Source organism: Paenibacillus sp. NPDC101420 (assembly GCF_050277435.1).
In the GTDB taxonomy this organism is placed as follows: domain Bacteria; phylum Bacillota; class Bacilli; order Paenibacillales; family Paenibacillaceae; genus Paenibacillus_AQ.
In genome coordinates this window covers 65,529-84,313 of sequence record NZ_JBNNSE010000010.1, presented here as the reverse complement: position 1 = coordinate 84,313, position 18,785 = coordinate 65,529, and the positions used below count along the sequence as shown (strand labels likewise).

Annotated in this window: 14 protein-coding genes; 13 read left to right on the top strand and 1 reads right to left on the bottom strand. The window is 44.1% G+C overall.

The window, feature by feature from the left end; all coding sequences use genetic code 11:
• Positions 1-14 precede the first annotated feature (14 nt).
• From ACQKMP_RS27965 to dnaJ, 9 genes are all read left to right on the top strand, one after another.
• Positions 15-899, top strand: coding sequence for a carbohydrate ABC transporter permease (locus ACQKMP_RS27965; RefSeq protein ID WP_231573337.1), 885 nt, complete (start codon positions 15-17; stop codon positions 897-899).
• Positions 900-962: 63 nt separating this feature from the next.
• The gene (locus ACQKMP_RS27960; RefSeq protein ID WP_042191010.1) at positions 963-1,790 is read left to right on the top strand and encodes a carbohydrate ABC transporter permease; all 828 of its coding nucleotides are present in this window, start codon (positions 963-965) and stop codon (positions 1,788-1,790) included.
• A 19-nt stretch (positions 1,791-1,809) separates the two neighbouring features.
• On the top strand, positions 1,810-4,059 hold the full coding sequence (locus ACQKMP_RS27955; protein WP_427472158.1) for an FAD-dependent oxidoreductase: 2,250 nt from the start codon (positions 1,810-1,812) through the stop codon (positions 4,057-4,059).
• A 211-nt stretch (positions 4,060-4,270) separates the two neighbouring features.
• A complete protein-coding gene (gene hemW, locus ACQKMP_RS27950) occupies positions 4,271-5,443 on the top strand; it encodes a radical SAM family heme chaperone HemW (protein ID WP_427472157.1) in 1,173 nt (390 codons plus the stop codon).
• 93 nt (positions 5,444-5,536) lie between these two features.
• On the top strand, positions 5,537-6,028 hold the full coding sequence (locus ACQKMP_RS27945) for an N-acetyltransferase (protein ID WP_042194380.1): 492 nt from the start codon (positions 5,537-5,539) through the stop codon (positions 6,026-6,028).
• Positions 6,029-6,132: 104 nt separating this feature from the next.
• The gene (gene hrcA, locus ACQKMP_RS27940; protein WP_042191003.1) at positions 6,133-7,164 is read left to right on the top strand and encodes a heat-inducible transcriptional repressor HrcA; all 1,032 of its coding nucleotides are present in this window, start codon (positions 6,133-6,135) and stop codon (positions 7,162-7,164) included.
• A 62-nt stretch (positions 7,165-7,226) separates the two neighbouring features.
• A complete protein-coding gene (grpE, locus tag ACQKMP_RS27935) occupies positions 7,227-7,808 on the top strand; it encodes a nucleotide exchange factor GrpE (protein ID WP_042191002.1) in 582 nt (193 codons plus the stop codon).
• A 116-nt stretch (positions 7,809-7,924) separates the two neighbouring features.
• A complete protein-coding gene (dnaK, locus tag ACQKMP_RS27930; RefSeq protein WP_042190999.1) occupies positions 7,925-9,772 on the top strand; it encodes a molecular chaperone DnaK in 1,848 nt (615 codons plus the stop codon).
• A gap of 257 nt (positions 9,773-10,029) precedes the next feature.
• Positions 10,030-11,151, top strand: a complete 1,122-nt coding sequence (gene dnaJ, locus ACQKMP_RS27925; protein WP_042130386.1) for a molecular chaperone DnaJ — start codon at positions 10,030-10,032, stop codon at positions 11,149-11,151.
• A 315-nt stretch (positions 11,152-11,466) separates the two neighbouring features.
• Here dnaJ and ACQKMP_RS27920 read toward each other — a convergent pair whose 3' ends face one another.
• Positions 11,467-15,948, bottom strand: a complete 4,482-nt coding sequence (locus ACQKMP_RS27920; RefSeq protein WP_427472154.1) for a S8 family serine peptidase — start codon at positions 15,946-15,948, stop codon at positions 11,467-11,469.
• Between the two features lie 284 nt (positions 15,949-16,232).
• Here ACQKMP_RS27920 and ACQKMP_RS27915 point away from each other — a divergent pair, with 284 nt between their 5' ends.
• The 4 genes from ACQKMP_RS27915 to ACQKMP_RS27900 all read left to right on the top strand — a co-directional run bounded on the left by ACQKMP_RS27915 (position 16,233) and on the right by ACQKMP_RS27900 (position 18,713).
• Positions 16,233-16,592, top strand: a complete 360-nt coding sequence (locus tag ACQKMP_RS27915) for a hypothetical protein (protein ID WP_042190997.1) — start codon at positions 16,233-16,235, stop codon at positions 16,590-16,592.
• Between the two features lie 39 nt (positions 16,593-16,631).
• Entirely contained in the window at positions 16,632-16,811 is a 180-nt protein-coding gene (locus ACQKMP_RS27910) for a YfhD family protein (RefSeq protein ID WP_042130382.1), read from the top strand.
• 93 nt (positions 16,812-16,904) lie between these two features.
• Positions 16,905-17,279, top strand: a complete 375-nt coding sequence (locus tag ACQKMP_RS27905) for a hypothetical protein (RefSeq protein ID WP_042190995.1) — start codon at positions 16,905-16,907, stop codon at positions 17,277-17,279.
• 522 nt (positions 17,280-17,801) lie between these two features.
• Positions 17,802-18,713 (top strand): methyl-accepting chemotaxis protein, encoded by a 912-nt coding sequence (locus ACQKMP_RS27900; protein ID WP_076299678.1) that lies wholly within the window; start codon positions 17,802-17,804, stop codon positions 18,711-18,713.
• Positions 18,714-18,785 lie beyond the last annotated feature (72 nt).

Here is an 18,785-nt window from a genome sequence, read left to right as displayed (position 1 = left end):
AAGGCGGCGATACCGTGAAGCGGAGAAGCTGGATGGACAGACAAGGCTGGATCGGCATGACCTTTATTCTTCCGAATATGATTGGTATTCTCTTATTCTTTATTATTCCTGCAATCTATTCCTTTGTCCTCATGTTTACGAATTATCAATTTTCAAATCCGAATTGGCAATTTACTGGGCTGGATAATCTCAAACGATTGTTCCATGACGATAATTTCTATGCCTCGATCAAATATACGGTGATATTCCTGATATCGGTTCCAGTATCGATGGTGCTCGCATTTATTGTAGCGCTATTTCTAAACCGCAGTGTGTATCTTAAAGGCGTATTACGTGGAATGTTCTTCCTACCGTATATCTCCAGTGGAGTAGCCGTTGCATTTGTCTGGATGCTGCTATTTCAGCCTTCACAAGGACCCATCAATGAAATGCTTCGCTGGATTGGCATAACATCGCCGCCAGGATGGTTTGCGGATACGGAAACCGCAATGTATGCCATTGATATCGTACAAATCTGGCTGATGCTTGGCTACAATATGATCATATATTTAGCTGCATTACAGGAAATTTCGACAGAACAGCTGGAGGCTGCCCGGATCGATGGTGCAAGCACATTCAAAACAACATGGAAAATTGTATGGCCTCTTGTTAGTCCCACAACTTTCTTATTAATGATTACCGGATTAATTATGACGATGAAATCGTTCTCGATTATTCAAGCCATTACGGCTGGAGGTCCTAGCGGAAGTACGACGGTCTTATCACTATTCGTTTATAAAACAGCGTTCAGTTATTACGATATGGGATACGCTTCAGCCATTTCATGGTTCTTGTTCGCCGTCATTCTCGTCATTACAGTCATTCAGTGGATCGGCCAAAAGCGCTGGGTTCATTACTAAATGATCCCACAAAGTGAAGCTTTGCGGGGGGCCCCGAAACCATAATTTAAAGGAGCAGGCGGTATGAATGAAAACGCAGGAAACATGAAGGTGAAACTGCCAGTAACGGTCATCATGTTTGTTCTAGGACTATTTATGATTGTGCCTTTCCTATGGATGCTCAGCACATCCTTTCAGACACCTGCCGAGGTGTTTAACAAATGGCTGCCTTCATCTCTCAACTGGAGCAATCATATTCGGGTATGGACAGGAAGTCATGATTTTGTTCCGTATTATTTAAATTCACTTAAGATTTCAATTATTGGAACTGTGGGGGCTGTGTTTCTATCTGCCCTTGCCGCTTACGGATTTTCACGTACTTCGTTCAAAGGTCGAGATGGACTATTTGTCATATATTTATCCATGATGATGGTTCCACCTCAGGTGCTTTTTGTTCCAAAGTTTATCATGTTTAACTGGGTTGGGATTTACAATACGCATTGGGCGCTGATCTTACCAGCCATGTTCTCAATCTTCGGTGTATTTATGCTTCGGCAGTTCTTTATGAGCATTCCTAAGGAAATTACGGAATCCGCTTTTTTGGATGGGGCGGGGCATTATAAGATATTTTTCCGCTTAATTCTGCCATTAGCGAAGCCAGCAATAGCAACGTTTGCTATTCTCGATTTCTCCTGGCAATGGAATGATTATGAGAATGCGCTTGTATTCTTGCAAAGCCCTAAACTATATACCATTCCGCTTGGATTGCAGAATTTTATTCTTGAGAACAATGTGGACTACAACGGGATGATGGCTGCTTCATCGGCTGCGATTATTCCAATGATTATTATCTTCTTTGTGGGTCAGAAATACATTATTCAAGGGATTTCAAGTTCGGCTGTGAAAGGCTAACTATAGGAGGGGTACTAACATGAGAACAGAAACGGTTAAATCCGATGTAACAGTGGTCGGTGGTGGACTTGCAGGAATGAACGCGGCGATCGCTGCAGCGCGCCTAGGGTTAAAGGTAGCACTAGTGCAGAATCGTCCTGTACTTGGTGGTAACTCGAGTTCAGAGGTTCGGGTATGGGTATGTGGTGCAACAGGACATGGTGTAAATCGATATGCACGTGAGACAGGCATTATGGGTGAGTTATTCATCGAGAATCAATACCGGAACCCGGAGGGAAATCCATACTTATGGGATCTAACCTTACTCGAAGCCGTGAAGGCAGAGTCGAATATCAGCCTGTTCCTAAATACCGATGTACGCGAAGTGGAAGCGGAAGGTGAGGCAGAGGATAGGACGATTCGCAGTGTGATTGGTTGGATGATGGGATCTGAGCGGTTGATTACGTTCAAGAGTGAGGCGTTCATCGATTGCACGGGCGATGGTTTGGTTGGCTTCCTGGCAGGAGCTGACTTCCGATTAGGACGTGAAGCCCGCCATGAGTTTAATGAGGAATGGGCACCTGAAGTGCCTGATAACATTACATTAGGCAGTACATTATTGTTTTATACACAGGATACAGGAAAACCGGTTCGTTATGTTGCTCCATCGTTCGCGAAGGATATTACAACAACGTCGATTCCGATCCGTCGGGTCATTCGGAGTGGAGATTCAGGCTGTCACTACTGGTGGATTGAGTGGGGCGGTGAGCTTGATACAGTGGATGAGAATGAACGTATACGTGATGAGCTATCCTCTGTTATTTATGGGATTTGGGATTACATTAAAAACTCAGGTCATTTTGATGCCGAAAATATGACGCTGGAGTGGGTGGGCTCAATTCCGGGTAAACGTGAATACAGACGGTTTGTTGGCGATACGATCTTAACGCAAAATGATATTCTTGCTCAGCGTGAATTTGAAGACCGGATTGGATTCGGAGGATGGTCGATTGATCTGCATCCACCGCAAGGGATGTACGCAGAAGAGAGCGGCTCGAAGCATCTGCATGCGGATGGGATTTATCATATTCCATTTAGTTCGCTCTATTCGAAGAATGTGCGAAATCTACTCTTCGCGGGTCGGAATATCAGCGCATCTCATGTGGCTTTTGGAACAACACGCGTCATGGCAACCTGTGCGATCATGGGTGAAGCGGCTGGAGCAGGTGCAGCATTATCCGTCATCAAAGGTGTAACCCCTCGTGAAATTCGCAAGCAGCATATGCATGAATTGCAACAGGTGATGTTAAAGCAAGATGCTTCGATTATTGGATTGCGCAACGAAGATCCGCTAGATCTCGCGAGAAATAGTGAGATTCATGCGTCCAGTACGATGAAAGGCATAGTACTGGATCGACCAGCTGAAGCTTATGAGCTTTCTCATGACGTAGGAATTTTGTTTCCGGTTGAAGGAAATATCCTTGGGTTGAAGCTGCTTGTGTCAGCAAGTACTCAGTCAGAGCTGACCGTTGAGCTATGGACGACTGGGCGTGCGGAAAATTACGTTCCAGCAGAGTGTAGACAGGTTGATGTTGTAATAGTACAAGCTGGAGAGCAGCAATGGATTGATGTTCCGGTACAAGAGGAGCAGTGGAGTTCAATCGGCGAATGTAATATCTTCGCTATTATTCGAGCTAATGAGCATATTCAATTGCATATTTCAGAAACCCCAATCACAGGTGTTATTACATTTGAGAGAGGCGTTAAACCTGTAGTTGATTCAGCGCTGGAGGATCATCAGCCAGATCAGCCGGTGATGGAGTGGAGCATGAAACAGCTTGTACGCAGGCATTTCTGCTTTGCGGTAGAAACATCCGCATATGCTGCATCCAAAGTCACTGACGGGTATGTTCGACCTTTTGCAGGGCCACATAGCTGGGTTTCTGAGCCGATGACTGCTGGTAGAACGGAGTGGGTAGAGGCGCGTCTCCCGGATGCTGCTTCAGTCTCTGAAATTCATTTTACCTTTAACGATGATGTTAATGAGGATCTTATCAACCTACATCACCATGAAACGCCATTTCTAGTGATTCCTGAACTAGTAAAGGCTTACGATGTAGAGTTGCTCATTGATGGCGTGTGGCAAGTCATGTTCCGCGTCAAAGACAATCATCGCCGGAAGAACGTACATCGTTTAGAGAACCCTGTCCTTACGGACGCTGTTCGGATCGTTATTCATGAAACTAACGGAGGAGAACGTGCAGAACTCGTGGAAATGCGGATATATTAAGAAGAAACGGCTTAGCCGTCCTTATAGGGACAGTATCCGTTTCTGCGAGAAATACAAAATATATAGGATAACGAAAACTTATACTTTTTTGTATTTTAAAATAGAGATCATTTATAAATGATCGTCCTTGGAGGGAAGCCGTCAGGCTTCCCTTTTCTTGTTTTTTAGATTACACTAGTCAAACGATATTTTTATATAAAGGAGACAGCTAATGACCACGAATACTAATGGCCGTCCCCCTGAGGCCGTATACATTCATATTCCTTTTTGTACCAATAAGTGCTTTTATTGTGATTTTAATTCCTACGTTCTCAAGGATCAGCCGGTTATGGATTATCTCCAAGCCTTGGATCGAGAAATGGAGCTGACCGTCAAGAACACTCCACCGGGTGTTATCAAAACGATCTTTGTCGGCGGTGGTACCCCAACAGTACTGAAGCCGGATGAGATGGCTTATTTTCTAAAATCAGTTCGGACACATTTCCCAAACTGGGATAAAGATATCGAGTTCTCTATGGAAGCAAATCCGGGAACTACGGATATAGAAAAGTTGGCGGTTATGAAAGAAGGCGGCGTGAATCGGGTGAGCTTTGGTGTTCAGGCGTTTCAGAACGAACTCCTTACGGGCATTGGCCGGATTCATAATGTTGACGATGTATACCGCAGCTTGGAGAATGCTCGTGCAGTTGGTCTTAACAACCTGTCGGTTGACCTTATGTTTGGTTTGCCGAACCAAACTGTAGAGATGCTGGGCGAAAGTATTCGTAAGGCCTTGGAGCTTGATTTACCCCACTATTCTATTTACAGCTTGAAGGTGGAGGAGAACACTCTTTTTCACACCCTATTTAATAAGAACAAACTTCCTCTTCCTAATGAAGAAGATGAACTGCAAATGTACCTCTTGTTGATGTCATCTATGAAGGAAGCGGGCTATAACCAATACGAAATCAGTAACTTCGCAAAACCAGGTATGGAGAGTCGTCACAATATCACTTACTGGCGTAATGAAGATTATTATGGTCTTGGAGCAGGTGCACATGGATATGTGGGTCGCCAGCGTCATATTAATGTTAAGGGTGTAAATCCTTATGTTGAAGCTACACGTAAAGGGTTGCCTCGATTAGACGCATACCCAATCACTGAAGCAGAAGCGATGGAGGACTTTATGATGGTTGGGTTACGTATGCATGAAGGCGTCTCTAATGAGGCTTTTCAAGCGCAATTTGGGCGTTCGATAGAGGATGTATTTGCGAAATCCTTGCATAAGATGCTGCATGCGGGTCTACTTGAGCACGAAGAGGGGACTTATCGACTCAGCAAGCAAGGAATCCTTTTCGGGAACGATGTTTTCGCGGAATTTGTAGGCGCACTGACAGAAGTTTAATTTTAAAATACCCCTTGAATTGTAATTCACTCTGTTGTATATTTATTCATATTATCAACAGAGGGGTGAATTAAAGTGCTTGCCAAGACGGAAATGATCCGCCATTCGTCTCCAGCAGGAGACGCACAGGTGATTTGCAGAAATGCTGTGATAGAAGATGTTGAACCGTTGTATCTGATGATAGAAGAATACGCACAGCGCGGGATCATGTTGCCCCGTTCCAGGCAGGCGCTGACACGCCAGATCGATCAATTCGTTGTTGCAGAAATTGGCGGCAGATTCGTTGGCTGTGGGTCACTCTTCAGACTCGGGAATGATCTTGTAGAGATTCGCTCGATCGGTCTGAATGACGAAGGTAAGGGCAAAGGTGTAGGCTCAATGATTTTAGAGAAGTTGGTTGAGGAAGCCAGAAACCAGAAAATCCCTAAGGTCATGGCACTAACCTATGCCGTAGATTTCTTTCTTAGAAACGGATTCGAAGTTGTTGAGAAAGAGATTTTTCCCGAAAAGGTATGGACAGATTGCGTGAATTGTAAAAAGCAGCATGCCTGCGATGAAATAGCAGTACTTAAGATGCTGAACTGACTTGACAATGTCAATGTCAGTTTGGTATTTTTGTATTAGTGGTTAGCACTCATCTGAGTCGAGTGCTAACGAATCGGAGCCAACAGCCGATAGGAGGGGATAACATGTTAACTGATCGCCAGAGAATGATACTAAATGCAATTGTAGATGATTATATTTCATCGGCAGAACCAGTAGGATCTCGCAGCATTTCTAAACGGGGTGATGTAGGGTACAGTCCTGCAACTATTCGAAATGAAATGGCTGACCTAGAGGATTTGGGTTATCTCGAGCAGCCTCATACATCGGCGGGGAGAATACCTTCCCATAAAGGATACCGATATTATGTGGATCATTTGGTACCGTGGAATTCCGCCGAAACGGCAGAGATGGGCACGATCCGCGCTTTTTTTGCCGAGAAGCTGAATGCGATGGAGCAGGTAATCCAACATGCGGCGATGATTCTTTCCAATATGACGAATTACACTTCCATCCTTCTGGGACCGGAGGTTTTTCATACATCATTGCGTCATTTTCAGTTGTTACCACTAGATGATAAAACCGCTGTAGCGATTATTGTTACAAGTACGGGTCAAGTTGAGAACCGTACGGTGAACATTCCACCGGAGATATCCGTTTCCGAGATGGAGAAAGTGGTTAACCTACTGAATAGTAAGCTGGTCAATGTACCACTCTATAAGCTGAAGACTCGGCTGTATTCCGAGCTTGGCGAGGAAATGCAGCGTCACATCTCACATTATGAAGAATTAATGCAAGTGCTAGACATTGCGCTGGAAAGTGATCAAGAGCAGCGTATCTATCTTAGTGGAGCGACGAATATGCTTACACAGCCTGAGTTCAAGGATGTTGACAAGGTGAAAAGCATTCTTGATCTGCTGGAAGAGACGCCTACATTGCTCAAAATGCTGGCCCCTACAACAGGCGGCACAGGTATCCAGGTCCGAATAGGGACGGAGAACAATCATGAAGCGTTCGCTAACTGCAGTCTGATCACCGCCACTTATTCTCTTGATGGGCAGGCACTGGGGAGCATTGGTATCCTTGGTCCGACACGAATGGAATATGCAAGAGTGATGGGGATCTTGGGCATTTTATCCCGAGATTTGACAGCGATGCTGGCACACTGGTATAAGTGAACAGAGTCAACATTGATTACGTGAATGATTTTAATGAATGATTTTAAGGAGGTGAAGACAACTTGAAAAAGGAACAAGTTCAAGATGCTAATGAATTCAAAGAAGATTTGATAAATGAGGAACCTGAGGCTGATGTAGCTTCGGAAACCGACTCATTTACGGCAGAAGAAATTAGTGAAGGTGCTTCAGACACAGGTTCGGAGGTAAAACGTCTGCAGGATCTCGCTGATGAATATCAAGGACGTGCGCTGCGTGCGCAGGCTGATTTCGATAACTTCCGTCGTCGTACTCAGAAGGAGAAAGAAGAGTTGGCTCAATATGCCACCTCCAAGCTCGTGACTGAATTGCTTTCAGTACTGGACAATTTTGAGCGTGCTTTAGTGACTACTCCTAGCAGCCCAGAATCCGAAGCTTTCGTGAAGGGTGTTAATATGATTTTCCGTCAGCTAGATGGGGTATTGAAGTCCGAGGGACTTACAGCTATGGAAACAGTAGGACAGCCTTTTAATCCTGAATACCATCAGGCTATTATGCAGGTGGAGAGCGAGGAGTACGAAGAGGGTATCGTAACGGAAGAGGTCCAAAAGGGATACCTCCTGAAAGATAAAGTCCTTCGTCCTGCTATGGTCAAAGTCAGCATGTAATCTGTATATATAGGACGGGCAGTATCTGTCCACCATCGGTACCAATCGAATTTTTTAAATATTTTATTATTTTAATGAGCGAATGCTCCATATACCTTTAGAGGAGGCAAATTATTGTGAGTAAAGTTATCGGTATTGACTTAGGAACCACGAACTCTTGCGTTGCCGTAATGGAAGGCGGCGAAGCCGTTGTAATTCCAAACCCAGAGGGCGCACGTACAACCCCTTCGGTGGTAGGTTTTAAGAAAGACGGCGAGCGTATCGTCGGTGAAACAGCTAAACGCCAAGCAATTACTAACCCTGATCGTACGATCAGCTCTGTTAAACGTCACATGGGTACTAACCATAAAGAAAGCATCGATGGTAAAGACTATTCCCCACAAGAAATTTCAGCAATGATTCTTCAAAAGCTGAAATCCGATGCAGAAGCATATCTTGGCCAAACTGTTACTCAAGCAGTTATCACAGTTCCTGCTTATTTCAATGACAGCCAACGTCAAGCTACTAAAGATGCAGGTAAAATTGCAGGCTTGGAAGTTTTGCGTATTGTGAATGAGCCAACAGCTGCAGCTTTGGCATATGGTCTGGAGAAATCCGAAGATCAAACTATCCTAGTCTATGACCTTGGTGGCGGTACGTTCGACGTATCTATCCTTGAACTGGGCGATGGATTCTTTGAAGTAAAAGCTACAAGCGGCGACAACAAACTTGGTGGCGATGACTTTGACCAAGTGGTTATGGATCATCTGGTATCCGAATTTAAGAAAGAGCAAGGTATTGATCTGAGCAAAGATAAATCTGCTGTACAACGTTTGAAAGATGCAGCTGAAAAAGCGAAGAAAGAATTGTCGGGCGTACTGACAACCACTATTTCTCTTCCGTTTATCACTGTAGTTGACGGAGTGCCTCAGCATTTGGAGATCAACTTGACTCGTGCGAAGTTTGATGAGCTTACTGCTGGTCTAGTAGAACGTACTTTGGGACCAACTCGTCAAGCATTGTCTGATGCTGGTATGACGCCTGCAGACCTTACCAGAATCGTTCTGGTTGGTGGTTCTACACGTATTCCTGCTGTACAAGATGCAATTAAGAAGCTTACAGGTAAAGATCCACACAAAGGTGTGAATCCGGATGAGGTTGTAGCTCTTGGTGCTGCTGTTCAAGCGGGTGTATTGACTGGTGATGTTAAGGACGTTGTATTGCTCGACGTAACTCCGCTTTCCCTCGGTATCGAAACTGCAGGCGGCGTGTTCACGAAGATGATCGAGCGTAACACTACAATTCCTACAAGTAAATCCCAAGTATTCTCGACCTTTGCTGACAACCAACCTAGCGTTGAGATTCACGTGCTACAAGGTGAGCGCCAAATGGCGAATGGCAACAAAACATTGGGACGCTTCATGCTGAACGAGATTCCACCAGCACCACGTGGCGTACCACAAATCGAAGTTTCTTTCGATATTGATGCCAACGGTATCGTGAATGTGTCTGCAACTGATAAAGGCACTAACAAGAGCCAAAAGATCACTATCACTTCTTCCAGCGGTCTGAGCGACGCAGAAGTAGAACAAATGATGAAGGATGCCGAGCTTCACGCTGAGGAAGACCGTAAGCGTAAAGAATTGGTAGAAGCGAAGAACAGCGCTGACCAACTCGTGTATTCCACTGAGAAAGTGATCAAAGATCTTGGTGATAAAGCTGATGCTTCCGAAGTTGAAAAAGCAAACGAAGCTAAAGATAAAGTGAAAGCAGCACTTGAAACTGACAATCTTGAAGAAATCAATGCAGCTACAGAAGCATTGACTGAGATTGTACAACAGTTGTCCATGAAGCTGTACGAACAAGCTGCTCAAGCAGAGCAAGGTGCTGAAGGTGGCGCTGGAGCTGCTGAAGGCGCTCCTAAGAAAGACAATGTAGTTGACGCTGATTACGAGGTTGTTGACGAAGATAAGAATCAAGGGTAACCTTAAACGATAAGTGTATAGGGCGTAACTGATAAATTCTTATATAGTTAAGAAGGGAAGGTCAAAACCGGGTCATCCCGTGTTTTGACTTTCCTTTTGTAATATCAGTTTGCACACTCTTCGCGAATGCGCCTTCTGATATTGTAAGAATAAACATCTGCTGGAACTGGATGGTCAGATCCTGGGGTTTTATCGTATAATGGTTTCTTTGGCAGGTAATTAGGAATTTGAGTATGTAATGTACGGAGGTGAAAGCAGTGGCAGATAAACGCGATTATTATGAAGTGCTTGGCCTCAGTAGAGATGCTTCAGACGACGAGGTGAAGAAAGCGTACCGGAAATTGGCGCGCCAATATCACCCAGACGTGAATAAAGCAGATGACGCTGAAGCTAAGTTTAAAGAAGTAAAAGAAGCTTACGATGTTCTTAGCGACGGACAACAGCGAGCTAGATATGACCAGTATGGCCATATTGATCCTAACCAAGGTATGGGCGGCTTCGGAGGCGGCGGTGGCGACTTCGGAGGATTAGGCGATATCTTTGATATGTTCTTTGGCGGCGGCGGACGTCGTGATCCTAACGCACCACAGCGTGGTGGGGATTTGCAGTATACGATGACCATTGAATTCAAGGAAGCGGTATTCGGTAAAGAAACTGATATCACTATTCCACGTACGGAAACTTGCGATACCTGCTACGGCTCCGGGGCTAAACCGGGTACTAAACCAGAGACTTGTTCCACTTGTCATGGTAGTGGGCAACAGGAATTCGTACAGAATACACCACTTGGACAGATGCGTAATCGTCGTCCATGTTCACATTGCAGTGGTACAGGTAAGATTATTAAGGAAAAATGTACGACTTGTAGCGGACAGGGTAAAGTTAAGAAGCAGCGTAAGATTCATGTACGCATCCCTGCCGGTGTCGATGACGGTGCGCAGCTGCGCATGACTGGCGAAGGCGAGGGCGGCTTACGCGGTGGTCCTGCTGGAGACTTGTATATTGTCATCCGTGTCAAATCGCATGATTTCTTCGTACGTGAGAACGATGATATTATGTGCGAGGTTCCACTTACATTTGCACAGGCTGCACTTGGCGATGAGATTGAGATTCCTACCTTAACGGAAAAAGTGAAGCTGAAGATTCCTGCGGGAACGCAGACCGGTACTTTCTTCCGACTTAAAGGTAAAGGTGTTCCACGTCTACGTGGATCTGGCCAAGGTGACCAGCATGTTAGAGTCATTGTTGTGACACCTAGCAAGCTGAATGATGAGCAAAAAGATTTGTTGCGACAGTTCGCCTCTCTAAATGGAGAAAACACACATGAACATGAGCAATCTTTCTTTGATCGTGTGAAGCGTGCGTTCCGCGGGGACTGATATTTCTAACTTCATTAATTGAGTAAATAAATAATACAGCAGAGCAGCGATCCTCCCGTTATTTGGGGATCGCTGCTCTGCTTTTTTGATTAAGGCAGTTTGCTTATGTCGACTGTTAGTAGGGACAAGCTAGCCAATCTCATACGGTGCTTTTCATGCCAATAGCGACTATGGGGTCCGTTAGCATGCCAAATATCGCATAATCCAGCGTTTAAGGTCATCTGAGTCCGATGACTGCCTCGGAAACGCAAATGTGACCTATAGACGAAAAAGCCCAGCAGTCATTGGCTGCTGGGGCTTTCTTTTAAAGTGCAACTAGATGTTGTTCGAAGAACGTAGGTCCTCAAGCACACGGCTCAGAATTGTTGCTGCTTGTGCACGAGTCAATGTACCTTGTGGATTGAAGCTGTCCGCAGTAACACCTTTGAGATAACCTTTGGTTACAGCATAGGCTACAGCGTTGCGTGCCTCCGCAGCGATGTTATCCGCATCCTTAAAGCTTAAAGGTGTCTTGGCTACTGTAAGATCAGCACCAAGAGCCTTAGCGATGATAAGAGCTGCTTCCTCGCGAGTCAGCACATCACGAGATCCACTTTCTTTGATGCGAGTACTCCAAGTGTCACCTTTTCCAAGTAGACGGTCGAAGAGCGTTAGAAGCTCTGCCTGATTTAAAGTGTCAGCAGGTTTAAAGCTGCCATCGGCTCCTTTGCCGGCAATGATACCATGTGAAGCAAGGATTTCAATATCGGTTTGAGCCCAGTGTGTGCCAATATCTTTAAAGCTTATTTTTCGGGATGCTGCACTGTAAGAACCGTCACCAGTAACGTTAAACTGTAGAATCCCTTCTTTAGAGATAGAACCAGGTAGTAGATAGGACCATTTATGATCCTTTGATTCTACATAAGCGGCAGTCTTTCGTGCATCATGAAGACTGCTGGCTTTTAGATTAAGCTGAAGGATGATCGGCTTTCCGGTTGTCCAACCATTTTTGATAGTGAGAATGGAAGAACCGATATTTATTGCTGCTGAGCTACCTGCTAAAATTGCTGTGTTGCCTGCATCTGTCAGGCTAATCGTAAGGGTCAAGCCGTTGCTGTTGATGAAATCCGGAAGAGTCGCCGCTGGAATAAGTACATTGAACCCACTACCGTTTAGGCGGAGTGCATTCTCCGATTTCTTTAACTGCTCGGCTTGGGCCGGTGTAAGAGAAATAACAACTTGGCTATATTTATTGAAGCTTACATCACTAAGATCAAGAACAGAAGTTTTATCTTTTGCATTCTGGATCGAATTGGCTAATGCAGTGTCTAAGATGTTGAACACCGCTGAAGGCTTGCTACCTGCTGGATCTGCAGTCTCTACTAGCTTCCCAGATTTCAATGCGATTCCAGAAGCGGGAGCACTGGTTGCTGTAGGTACATATGAATCAGTTGATGGAGTTGGTGTTGGCTTCGGTGTTTCAGGTGTCTTAACACTTACGCTTACCGTTCTCACACCAGATGGGATTGTTGATGTTGTAGCATCATTCCAGATCTGTACATCGTATAGCTCCAAGTCGTATTTTCCCGCTTTAGATGGTTTGAAGGTTATTTTGCCTAGTGAGCCAGAGCCGTGATAAGCACCACCTGATAGATTGACGCTATACTGTGTCAGTTTGCGGCCGTCTCCGAGATCATAGGTTTCTGAGAATTCTGTAAGTGCAACACCAGAGAAATTCTCCTCTTGATACGTAGCCAGTTGTACGCTTGGCTGGATCGCTGGTTTTTCGAGAGAACCATCGTAGATGACAGCGAATGAAGCCCCATAGATGCCATAAACCTCATCAGTCACGGAATACCCTAGATCAACGGTTACCGGCTGTCCCAAATCAATAGTGGCTGCAGATAGAGACGGATTTACATTGAAAATACCATCCCCTGTGCTATAAAGCAGTCGCTGAGCATAATCATCGTCGTCTGCGCCATTACCTACTTTATCAACCACATAGATTTTGTACTCATTAAGCCCTTCGTTAACCGGAACGTCAATGGAAAAAGCACCATTACCTGCAATTACTCCACCGAATTTATAAGTATTTCCATCATAATGTTTACCTTCGGCGTACACGGTAAACCAGTTTCCAATAGGTTTTGTATTAGAAATATAATAGGCCATTAGGTCATCATCAATGAACCCACTAATTTCTGCCGCACCAGGATCGGTTGGCGCCTCACGTTCGTACTCCTCAAGTGTGATGCCGGAAACTAATGGCTTCTCGGTATCAATTGTGAACTTGATCTTTTGTGTCTCGAGCAGTTGTCCATTGGGAAGCACAGGAGTGATGTAGTAGTGACCATCTGGTAAAGTGGACTTGGCGGAGGTCTCCAGGTCTGTTAACGTTCCATCCCAATTTGTAATTTCGTACACGCCACGATAGACCTTTTCATCGATAGAATAAACTGCACCTAAAACTGTCGCAGGAGCATCTATTGAAGAGGCTACGAAACTTATGCCATCCAGCTCTTCATTGACAGAGAAGGTAAAGGTGGTATCGTCTGAGCGTCCATCCTCATTAGGAGAAATCTGTGGATCTTCAAAAGAAAGTTGATTAACAGGCTCTAAATTGAATTTATCGCCAACAAGTGCATTAAAGGGAAGACGAAGAGTTTCTGTATCAGAGGTTAGGAACAGGATGCCTTCATATGCTCCCTCTTTTGCAGTGTCAGAAACCTTCAGTGTAAATTGTGCATAATGATCTACACCTGAGGTAATACTTTTTGGTGCAATATTAATACTAATGTCACCAGGCGCTTCTGTAAGCCATTCGGTGGACAGCGTGTAGGTTGATCCAATCCCTTTAAAGTCCTCTACATAAACTGATTTCGTTACACTAGCTCCCTTTGAGAGCAAGCCAAAGGATAAGGAACCTGTGTAATAAGGGATTTCTACAGTCCCAGGAAGGCCGCTAATTAAGCTCTCTCCGACTTTAGCGATGGATTTAGCGTTTACCGATTTCTCCAGATTAATTAAACCTGCACCTTGTTGATACAGTGAGTAAGGATTCCCATCACGGTTAAAGATAGGATCAGCATTGTTCATTAGCAGTGCTTTAATTTCATTTGGCTTAAGATCAGAGTTTTCACTCAGTAGCAAAGCTACAGCTCCTACAACATGTGGGGTTGCCATGCTGGTGCCGCTTTTTAAGCCATAAGCGTGTTCGTAATCACCATTCCAGCTAGGAATTGTGGAGTTGATACTGACCCCTGGCGCAACAACATCAGGTTTGATTAGATAATCCGGCATCCCCGGACCCATTGAGCTGAAGTTTGCTAACTGATTGACTTCAAGCCCTATATAGTAACTGATGATATCTTTAGCAGCATCCAATTGAGCTTTTATCTTTTTGCCATCTGCTTGAGTAATTCCGTAGGTAGGAACGTAATTCCCAGGCGCACCAAGGGTGGGAGAGATTTCACCAGTAGTATTATTAGCAATTAGGACAAGTTTGGCTCCAGCTGCTTTGGCATTTAGAGATTTATCTCCGAAACTCAGCACACCTCGATCGACAAGGACTACCTTATCTTTGACGTCCAAATTTGTGTAATCGGAAGTACCTCCAAGACCAGCGTAAACGATCTTACTGCCAGCTATATTATCAACTAAGTCTGGGGAGTAAGTTGCTAAGGTCCCTGGAATTTTTTTAACATCGCCAATATCAAAGAATGGGGTATTCACTGGGGTAGTAGAAGCACCTACACTAAGTGCGAGTTGAGATCCAGCAGGTTCGCCCAATGTTCCTACATCCGGTCCAGCGTTACCGGCGGCAACTACAACATTCACGCCCGACTTTATGGCGTTGTCTATCGCGATTGAACTTGCGGAATAGCTTTGGTTAACATCAGAGCCCAGGGAGAGGTTAATTATATCGGCTCCATCAGCGACCGCTTTCTCAATACCCGCGATTACAACCGCTGTTGGACCGGAACCGTAAGGGCCAAGTACGCGATACGCGTACAAATCTACCTCAGGTGCAACATCCAAAATTGTACCTGCTACATGAGTGCCATGCGAGGTTTCATATGGGCTACCATTTTTTGGAGGGAAGTTGGCATCAGGAGGTGTTTCTGACGGATCATTATCCTGATCATAGGCATCGTAACCGCCCTTATAATTCTCCTTTAATAAAGGGTGGTTTTTATCGATGCCGGTATCTACAACCGCTACCTGTACCCCTTCTCCTGTGTAACCTAATGCATGTAGTGTATCCGCACCTATAAGATTGCCACTGTCCGAATAAGAACGTGTAACAGGCAAAGTCGCTACCTCTAGACTATCTGCTAACGCATGTACTTCATCATTTGGATAAACAGCTGCAACGCCCGGAAGCTCTAACAGCTTGTTTACTTGATTGGCTGGCAGAGTAATGGAATATCCGTTAAAAATCTCACTGTATTCAAAACCGATGTCGGCATCGATTTTCTGCGCTGAGGAAATAAAGCTTTTATGCTCTGAGATAATTTTACTGCGTTGTAAGGAGACTGAGGATCGTAAAGAAGAAGTTTTAGCCTCATTTTCATACACACTGACTGGTTTATTAGTTAATTCCACGATCACGGATACTGGTGCTGAACCTTTGAGCACACCCGCGTAGTTATGAGGGGTCACACTTTGAGACTGTACATTATTAGCTAGGTTAGTTGATGTTTCAAGGGATGAGTTCGCAAATGCAGCGGATGGAAAAAGGACAGAAACAGCCAGTCCGAAGCTCGCCGCCCCAATACCAAATTTTTGAATAGAGTGTTTAAAGGTACGTTTCAAATAAGTTCATCCTCCCAAATGAATTTTTATATTGACGGGTGTATCTGTAGTTCTCCTCCTCAGCGTAAAATGTAAAAAATTATGAAAATTAAATTTATTCTACAGCTATAACTTCAAATCGAATATACAACTTTAGCACTATATTGCAGGGAAGCGTCGAGGAAAATGTCGAATTCCCAGTAAATAAGTGGAGTATGAGAAAAAAAGGGCATAAAAGAAGTGAAATGAAGACAATATAAAGGAATGCAACAGATATCTGAATTTCAAGCGAGAGCGGGGATAAGATGTCGGAAAGATCTATTTTGGCTTATTTTAAAAGTCCTGAGGAAGCGGAGGGTGTTGCTCGTAAGCTCCGTGCACTTCGGGCCATTGAAATTTCCGTTGATCGCTTCAGTAGATATGGAGGCACGAGCTTTAGCTCAGGGGTAAACCCAGTGACAGGCAATGTTGCCAGAATGGACTCCATGACTGCTGAGCGTGCACACACAGGTATACTAGCTGCTGCTGATACCAGCGCCAGTGGGATGAGTCATGGCGGAGATGGAGGACCGACGGGTAGAGATATTTTACTAACGGTGATCTTGAATTCGGAGTCCCATGATCAAGCATTACGCTTAATTGAAGAAGCAGGCGGGATGATTTGAATAATAATTTTCTTAATAAGAAGGGAGATGATCGATACTATGGATAGAGAGAACTCGCAAATATTCTCAAAGACCGAGAAGATGAAAATGCTGTACGAGGCGAAGGCAGAGGACGTAGAGTTTTCAGCAGCGGAGGCAGATCTGGAGGATATCGAAGCCCAGGCCCGGGCTTTAGAAGCAGACAAACGTCAGCTGCATGAAATTATGAAAAAAGAATAGATGCTAAAAACTAAGGCAGATACCTCACATTGTGGGGTATTTTTGCGTTCTGGTGTGTATAATTAGGAGAATAGCCCAAGCAGGAGGGAGAATATGGACAACGTTATTTTATGGATAGGTTTAGCACTACTTATCGCATTCTTAACTTTTATGAATCAGAAGCAACTGTACTCTTCAAAAGTAAAACAGGCCTACCGTGAGCTGCGGGAGCTGACTGAAAAAGTTCGGCTGGAACGATCAGAGGCAAGCGATTTATATCGTTGGGAAGTAGAATTAGCCGAGATGGAGAAACACCCGAACGAACTTAATAAACTGGATGCTGAGATTGGGCTTCGCCAGGCGTTTGTGATGTATTTGGAAAGACACAGTCCTCTGGATGTAAGACTTCCAAGTTTAAAGGAGGCTGCATCCTATCAGAAGGATTCGGTATGGGGAATTAAGATCGGAGATTACGGATCCAAGAAATAAGGAAATGTACATATAAGAGGCTATGTTTGCTGGACCGTTTGGTATGTGCATTTTGCAAGAGACAAATTAGTATTAATAGGAACTTGCTTCGAACCCTGGCTGGAATTACGGCTGGGGTTTTTGTGGTTAAAAATAATTACGGAAAAACTCCCTGTATTTTTCTCCAGGCACCTAAAAATGTGAGCTTTTAGGGAGAATCTCCCACAAATAACTCTTAAAAATAGAAAAAGGCTTGATTTTAAAAGATTAAAGGGAGCATTTCCCTAAAAAAGAGATAAATCTTCGATATTCGTGTATTTATAGGGAGGTTTTCCCTAATTATCATCACTTAAAAGTATTTCAGGGATCAATCTATTAGAAAAGAGCAATACTCGCTCGCCATTGGCCTTTTTTAACAACGAATTTTAATAAATTTAATAAGAATCATGTATTTCTCTCTGCGCAATAAGAGCGTATAATTGTTCAGATATACTTCATGATGACGCGACGAGTAACTTATAGATATCCAGGAGGAATTATTATATGGGAATGGTACACTCTCAGGGAGTTACCGATGAGCTTGTTGTCCGATCTTTAGAAAAAAATTTAGCGATTATAAGGTTTGATCTTGATCGACGAGTGGCTTATGTGAATGACGTTTTTGCTAGTACGATGGGGTATAACAAAGAAGAGATGTATGGGATGCATCATAAAGAGTTTTGCTTTCCTCACTTTGTAAATAGCCCGGGCTATGAGGTGTTCTGGCAGGATCTTTTTTCAGGAAAAAGTGTTCAGGATAAGATCGAACGAATGGATGCAAAAGGAAATGCGGTATGGCTGGAAGCTACATATATGCCTGTCTATGATGAAAATAATGAACAGGTCATTGGCGTATCTAAGATAGCGACTAATATCACGGATCGACAAAATAACATGAGTGTTGTGGTACAGCGGATGCAAGAGATGTCGGACAGCTTAAATCATAGAGCCGAGAAAGGCATAGAACGTAGTCAAGAACTATTGCTGAGTATCGATAAAATAGCCGAAGTATCCATTGAAAATACACAGACTCTAGCTAATCTGGAGACACAAGCGGTATCGATTCAGGGAATTGTACAAACTATTCGTAACATTGCTTCGCAAACGCAACTGTTAGCGCTTAACGCAGCAATTGAAGCGGCACATGCCGGGGAGTTTGGGCGTGGTTTTGACGTGGTTGCAAAAGAAGTTAGGAAGCTATCTTCCATGGTGCAGGATTCGATCATTCAAGTGAAAGATAGTGTGGATGCCATTACGCTGGAAATCAATAAGATCTCCAAAGGAACAAACCAGGTGCAAGAAAATATAGAAGCTAGTCAACAGCAGATTCAAATAGCCTTAGATGATTTCAATAATATTTCTTCCTCAGCCCAGGATTTAGATACACAAGCACGAGAGGTTATGAATATCATTTAATTTCTGTATGCTGTTAGCGTGAATATTAAGGAAAGCCAGTTCTCAGATTTATGGGGAGTGGCTTTTTGTGTT